9 protein-coding genes are annotated in these 6,404 nt (G+C 60.5%); 6 read left to right on the plus strand and 3 right to left on the minus strand.

The features are described 5' to 3' along the window. Positions 1–21: 21 nt before the first annotated feature. From ACP7AD_RS17205 to rpsT, 3 genes are all read left to right on the plus strand, one after another. Complete coding sequence (locus ACP7AD_RS17205; protein ID WP_426148945.1) at positions 22–594, plus strand: cytochrome b; 573 nt, start codon at positions 22–24, stop codon at positions 592–594. 16 nt (positions 595–610) lie between these two features. After that, on the plus strand, positions 611–1,558 hold the full coding sequence (locus ACP7AD_RS17210) for a beta-propeller fold lactonase family protein (RefSeq protein ID WP_426148944.1): 948 nt from the start codon (positions 611–613) through the stop codon (positions 1,556–1,558). Between the two features lie 112 nt (positions 1,559–1,670). Beyond that, the gene (gene rpsT, locus ACP7AD_RS17215) at positions 1,671–1,997 is read left to right on the plus strand and encodes a 30S ribosomal protein S20 (RefSeq protein ID WP_426148943.1); all 327 of its coding nucleotides are present in this window, start codon (positions 1,671–1,673) and stop codon (positions 1,995–1,997) included. A gap of 137 nt (positions 1,998–2,134) precedes the next feature. Here the strand turns inward: rpsT and ACP7AD_RS17220 are convergent, their stop codons facing one another. After that, on the minus strand, positions 2,135–2,452 hold the full coding sequence (locus ACP7AD_RS17220) for a DUF3579 domain-containing protein (protein ID WP_426148942.1): 318 nt from the start codon (positions 2,450–2,452) through the stop codon (positions 2,135–2,137). 240 nt (positions 2,453–2,692) lie between these two features. Here ACP7AD_RS17220 and ACP7AD_RS17225 point away from each other — a divergent pair, with 240 nt between their 5' ends. Then, positions 2,693–3,907, plus strand: coding sequence for an aspartate aminotransferase family protein (locus ACP7AD_RS17225; protein ID WP_426148940.1), 1,215 nt, complete (start codon positions 2,693–2,695; stop codon positions 3,905–3,907). Between the two features lie 9 nt (positions 3,908–3,916). Then, complete coding sequence (gene argF / locus ACP7AD_RS17230; protein WP_426148938.1) at positions 3,917–4,846, plus strand: ornithine carbamoyltransferase; 930 nt, start codon at positions 3,917–3,919, stop codon at positions 4,844–4,846. A gap of 68 nt (positions 4,847–4,914) precedes the next feature. Here argF and ACP7AD_RS17235 read toward each other — a convergent pair whose 3' ends face one another. Continuing rightward, positions 4,915–5,118 carry a hypothetical protein gene (locus ACP7AD_RS17235; RefSeq protein ID WP_426148965.1) on the minus strand — a complete coding sequence of 68 codons (204 nt, stop codon included), beginning with the start codon at positions 5,116–5,118 and terminating at the stop codon, positions 4,915–4,917. Between the two features lie 301 nt (positions 5,119–5,419). On the opposite strand from ACP7AD_RS17235, the gene ACP7AD_RS17240 reads away from it, so the two are divergent. Next, positions 5,420–5,863 carry a universal stress protein gene (locus ACP7AD_RS17240; protein ID WP_426148936.1) on the plus strand — a complete coding sequence of 148 codons (444 nt, stop codon included), beginning with the start codon at positions 5,420–5,422 and terminating at the stop codon, positions 5,861–5,863. A 259-nt stretch (positions 5,864–6,122) separates the two neighbouring features. Here the strand turns inward: ACP7AD_RS17240 and ACP7AD_RS17245 are convergent. Continuing rightward, positions 6,123–6,404: glutathione binding-like protein (locus ACP7AD_RS17245; RefSeq protein WP_426166350.1), on the minus strand; the 282-nt coding region annotated here is incomplete at its 5' end.

Below are 6,404 nucleotides of genomic sequence, written 5' to 3' on the forward strand. Positions count from 1 at the left end.
CAGGCAGCGCCGGACCCGGACATGGAAGCACGCTATACCCGCACTGCCATGCTGCTGCACTGGCTTGTCGCCTTGTTGCTGCTCGGCCAGTTTGCCTTCGGCTGGTACCTGGAAACCATTCCGCGCGGCGTTCCGGCGCGCGGCTACTTTGTCAACCTGCACAAAAGCACCGGACTGCTGATCGGGCTGGTGATCCTGGTGCGGCTTGGCTGGCGCCTGACACATGCGCCGCCGCCACTTCCGGCCTCGGTTCCGCCCTGGCAGCAGCAGGCTGCGGCGGCCAGCCATTACCTGTTGTATCTGCTGATGCTGGTAATGCCGCTTTCAGGTTACGTCGCGTCCAATTTCAGCAGGTTTGGCATCCACTTTTTCAGCACTGTCAAGCTCACCCCGTGGGGCATTGACAGCAAGCTGGTGTACGGCATCTTCAACCAGTTGCATATCGTCAGTTCGTGGCTGCTGCTGGCCCTGGTGATCGTGCATGTGCTTGCCGCGCTGAAACACCTGCTGGTGAACCATGATTCCGTGTTTTCCCGCATGTTGCCGCAGCGCTCGCCGGTACGGCGATACAGCCCGGATTCCTTCAACCCTTGACGCACCGGAGTCGCTCATGAAGATTCGCCAACACTTGGCAGGACTGGCTGCAGCGGGGCTGCTTGTCTGGCAGGCAGTGGTCAACGCCGCGCCGTTTGCCTATGTTCCGAACGAAGGATCGGGCACGGTTTCAGTGATCGACACCGCCAGCGACGAAGTGGTCGCGACCATCCCGGCCGGCAAAAAGCCGCGCGGGCTGGCCATCAGCGGTGACTGGCTTTATGTCAGCGACCAGCCGAACAACCGGCTGCAGATGATCGACCTGAAAATGCGCGCTGCCGCCGGGACCATTGCGCTCGGCGAGTCGCCCGAAGGGGTTTATGCGTCGCCCGATGGCCGCTGGATTGCCGCCGCCATCGAGGAAAGCAATGCCGTGGCCATCACCGATACCCGGACGAACAAGGTGGCGTTCAACCTTCAGGTCAAGGGGCGAAATCCGGAGCACGCGGTCTTCAGCCCCGACGGCACCAAGCTGTTCGTCAGCGCCGAGGAAGGCGAAGCGGTGGACATCATCGACCTGGCAACGCGCGAGCAAGTGGCCCAGGTGGCCGTGGGCGCGCGACCGCGCGGCATCGGGTTTCTGCCCGATGGCAGCCGCGCCTACGTGGCCACCGAGAACAGCAACGAGGTCTATGTGATCGACACCTCCACCAGCAAGCTGGTCACGCACATCAAGGCGGGCCAGCGCTCGAACGGCATCAGCGTTCACCCCGACGGCAGCCGCGTCTATGTTTCCAACGGCGGCGAAGCCAGCGTGTCGGTGATCGACACGCGGGACAACCGCATCGTTGCCACCATCGCGGTGGGCCAGCGCCCCTGGAACATGGCCGTGACGCCCGATGGCAAAAAGCTTTATGTCGCCAACGGCCGGTCCAACAGCATCTCGGTCATCGACACCGTGCGAAACGTCCGGCTGCGCGACATTGCCGTGGGCACGCTGCCCTGGGGCGTCGTCATCAGGTAGCCTGGGCCAGGCACACCGCGCTGCGGGCTTCAGGCAAAAAGCCCGCTATCGTATAATCGCGGGCTTTGCTGCATCATCCACAGACTCCTCCCAGGATTAAAGGAAATTTATTATGGCAACCGCCAAACCCAAGAAAAAGAACCCCCGTCTCGCCTCCGGCCGCAAGCGCGTCCGCCAGGACGTCAAACTCAATGCCGCGAACACCTCGCTGCGTTCCAAATACCGCACCGCTGTCAAGAACGTCGAAAAGGCCGTCCTGGCCGGCGACAAAGACAAGGCTCGCGACCTGTTCGCCAAGGCACAAAGCATTGTGGACACGATTTCCGACAAGGGCATCTTCCACAAGAACAAGGCAGCGCGCGACAAGAGCCGCCTGTCCGCCAAGGTGAAAGCCCTGGCCCTGAAACCTGCCCCAGAAACCGCAACCACCACCGCCTGATCATTCAGGCAAATCGCCCGGACTGACTTTTCAACAGGTCAGTCTGCCGTTTTGTAGGGTGCGCTGCAGCTAAAGTGAAAAAACCGCCTTCGGGCGGTTTTTTCATGTCTGTACAAATCAGTGGACGGAAAAAAGCCTCAGCGTTTCGGCACGTCGGGCAGCAGGCAAGCCTCGGCCACCTGCAGGTTGTTGTCCTTGGCGAAATTGAGCGCAAAGTCCCAGGCCATGGGTTCGGCATCGCGCAACTCGGCATTGACCACGACGCATTTGACGCCATTGACCACCGTGGGCACGCACCAGGGAGAATACGTCAGGTGGCTGCCGCGCTGCGGGCCGCCGGGACGAAACTGGCTCATCACGCCGCACAACCTGTCAGCCCAGTCGCTGGGCCTGAAGGTTTTGCCATCAATCGTGATGCCCTGAATGAAGACTTCTTTGGAGGAATTAAAGACCATCGGATGGAGGGGTTTTTGCGGGCCAAGGGTAAGGATAAACCCCATGCTGCGTCGCAAAAGAATTCTATCTTATATAAGACTCAGAACCGGTGCGGGCACTGGCCGCCGAATTCCGGACGGCGCATGGCTGTGATGCAGCATCGTCAAGAAAGCCCCTGCAGAGTGCGCCTAAAATCAATTCAAGCGCGCTGATCTGTTGTCGCTGCCACCTTGTCGTTTGCCCATTTCCCGGAGTTTTCCATGACCGCTGCCCTCCCCGATCACATCGAAGCCGCCTCCCCGCATGTGATGAACACCTACGGCCGCCTGCCGATCGCCCTCTCGCATGGCCAGGGCTGCCGTGTCTGGGATGTCAACGGCAAGTCCTACCTCGATGCGCTGGGCGGCATTGCGGTCAACACGGTCGGCCACAACCATCCCCAACTGGTGGCCGCGCTGCGCGACCAGGTCGGCAAGATCATCCACAGCTCGAACTACTACCATGTGCCGCTGCAGGAAACGCTGGCGGCCAAGCTGGTCGAGTTGTCGGGACTTGAAAACGTGTTCTTCTGCTCGACCGGGCTGGAAGCGAACGAAGCGGCGCTCAAGCTGGCGCGCAAGTTCGGCCACGACAAAGGCATTGAACTCCCGGAAATCGTGGTCTACGAGAAAGCCTTCCACGGCCGCAGCATCGCCACCCTGAGCGCTACCGGCAACCCGAAGGTTCAGGCCGGTTTTGGCCCGCTGGTGGAAGGCTTCATTCGCGTGCCAATCAACAACATCGACGAACTCAAGGCGGCCACCCAGGGCAATCCGAACGTGGTGGCGGTGTTTTTTGAAGCCATCCAGGGCGAAGGCGGCGTTCACCCGATGGACAGCGACTACCTGCGCCAGGTACGCGCACTGTGCGACGAACGCGACTGGCTCTTGATGATCGACGAAGTGCAGTGCGGCATGGGTCGCACCGGCAAATGGTTTGCGCACCAGTGGGCCGGCATCAAGCCCGATGTCATGCCGCTGGCCAAGGGCCTCGGCTCGGGCGTGCCCATCGGCGCGGTGGTCGCCGGCCCCCGCGCCGCGCACATCTTTGCGCCCGGAAACCACGGCACGACCTTTGGCGGCAATCCGCTGGCCATGCGGGCTGGCGTGGAAACCATCCGCATCATGGAAGAAGAAGGCTTGCTGGCCAACGCGGTCATGGTGGGCGACCACCTGCGAGCCGGGCTGACCCGCGAACTCGGCGGCCTGCCGGGCTTGCAGGAAATCCGCGGCCGCGGCCTGATGCTGGGTATTGAACTGGCGAAGCCTTGCGGCATGCTGGTCGGCCGCGCGGCTGAAAACGGCCTCTTGATCAGCGTCACGGCCGACACCGTGATCCGCCTGGTTCCTTCGCTCATCATGACCATGGCCGAAGCCGATGAAGTCGTGGCGATCTTGTGCCCACTGATCAAGCAACTGCTGCAGGAAGGCGTGTAAACCATGAGCATGTCCAGCCCCCCCACCCCCCTCAAGCATTACCTGCAGTTCAGCGACCTGAGCGCCGATGACTATGGCTACCTGTTCGAGCGCGCCGCCCTGATCAAGAAAAAATTCAAGGCCTACGAGCGCCACCAGCCGCTGATCGACCGCACGCTGGTGATGATTTTCGAGAAAGCCTCGACCCGCACGCGTGTCAGCTTCGAAGCCGGCATGTACCAGCTGGGCGGCACGGTGGTGAACCTGACCACCGAAGGCAGCCAGCTGGGCCGCGCCGAGCCGATCGAGGACAGCGCCAAGGTGATCAGTCGCATGGTCGATCTGGTGATGATCCGCACCTTCGAGCAGACCAAGATCAACCGCTTTGCCGAACATTCGCGGGTGCCGGTCATCAACGGCCTGACCAACGAATTCCACCCCTGCCAGATCCTGGCCGACATCTTCACCTACATCGAGCACCGCGGCTCGATCAAAGGCAAGACAGTGGCCTGGGTGGGCGACGGCAACAACATGGCCAACACTTGGCTGCAGGCCAGCGAGATACTGGGTTTCAAGGTGCACCTGAGCACGCCCGGCGGCTACGAGGTGGACCAGTCGATTGCCGGCATCCGCTCGACCGAAAGCTACCAGGTCTTCAAGGACCCGATGCAGGCCTGCCTTGGTGCCGACCTGGTGACCACCGACGTCTGGACCAGCATGGGCTTTGAAGCCGAAAACGAAGCCCGCAAGAAAGCCTTTGCCGACTGGTGTGTGGACAGCGAGATGATGCGCGCCGCCCGGCCCGATGCACTGTTCATGCACTGCCTGCCGGCGCACCGGGGCGAGGAAGTCGAGGCCGAAGTGATCGACGGTCCGCAATCCGTCGTCTGGGACGAGGCCGAGAACCGGATGCACGTGCAAAAGGCGCTGATGGAGTTCCTGCTGCTTGGGCGCCTGTAAACGCGTTGCTGCTGCCCAGAGCGCACTGGCTTTGACTCGCTAAAAATTCTTTAGCCTGAAATAGGCCGCTAGAGCGGAATCACCCTGACTGGCAATACCCGCAAGCGCTCGCATTCTCTGGTGCTGAACTGGTCCATCAATGAACCGATAGCGCTCCAGAGCGCCACGAGCGTGCGGGCCTGGGTTTTGTGCAGCAAGCCCTTGAGCTTGGCGAAGCTTTGCTCGATCGGGTTGAAGTCCGGACTGTACCGGTGGCTGCTCTGGTACAACAAGGCCCGGCTGCATTCGATGCTGGCTTATGTCAGCCCGATGGAGTTCGAGCAAACCTGGCTTGCGGCTCAGCCCAGGCAAGCCAGTTCATGATCTCGGTTATGGGATACGCAATCCAGGGGCAAGGTCAAGATGGCTCGATTCCAGCCGCCTGTTTTTTTACTTTGTGGCTGCACTGCTTGACGCTGGCGCTTCGTCATGGCATTTCAGGAAATCATGAAGTGGCTACACTGAACTTACAGAGCGACGCCTGGTGTTCAAAGCACAGACGCTCATTGTTTTTTTATTCAGGATTCATGACCCATGTATAAGCATCTTTTTGTGCCCGTTGACGGCTCCGAACTCTCCCACCGTGCGATGGATGGCAGCATTGATCTCGCTGTGCAACTGGGGGCTCGCATCACAGGCTTTGTGGTCGAGCCTGATCTGCCGCTTTCCACGAACACCCCGCGAGGTGGTGAGTTCATGAACCGCATCAAAGACCATGAATCCAAAAATGAAACGCACGCTACAGCCTTGCTGGGGCAGTTTGAAACGCGCGCCAAAGCCAAAGGGGTGCAGTTCATCGCCCATCATGTGACTTCTTACACGGTCGATCAGACCATCGTTGACGAGGCAGAAAAAGCAGGTGCCGACATGATTGTCATGGTGACGCACTCGCGCAGCCGGGTGGGGAAATTCGTATTCGGCTCGCATACCAAGAACGTCATCATTGAAAGCAGGCTTCCCGTGCTGGTACTGCGCTAAAGACAGTTGATCCAGGCGCTGTTCGGAAACTCAGTTCCGCCTTGACCGGGCTGTGTTCCAGATGGCTCATGTGTTTGGCGTCTGTCAGGGGTACTTACGCAGCCTTGACGCGGGCACCATAAAAGTCAATGGTTCGGCGCCGGGCCGCTTGTGATTTGCAGCGTTTGGGATCGGTCAATTTAGCGCGAGCGCGCCATAAAGGCAAAGCTTGATGTCGCGGGCCACAAATCATTGAGCTGATCTTCTGGGCATAGCACGGCTAGACAGACATCGATGGCCGCTGGGCCATCGCCGCTCGCCAGCTCTGCAGGTGCGGGTGTTGTTCGCCGGGTTTGATTCTCACCACGCGTGCAAAGTCAAGGGCCACCACCGCAGTGATGTCGGCTACAGTGAAACTGTCGGTGGCGATGAAGTCACGCTCAGCCAGGCGCTCGTTCAGCATGACAAAGAACTGCTGCACCCTGGCCAGGCCGCGCTGCGCCAGTTCGGCAATCTGCGGGTAGTCCACCGGCCCGGGCAGTGCCCGGTTGGCCATGCTTGG

The sequence above is a fragment of the Polaromonas sp. DSP2-3-2b2 genome, assembly GCF_049895905.1.
GTDB lineage: Bacteria > Pseudomonadota > Gammaproteobacteria > Burkholderiales > Burkholderiaceae_C > Polaromonas.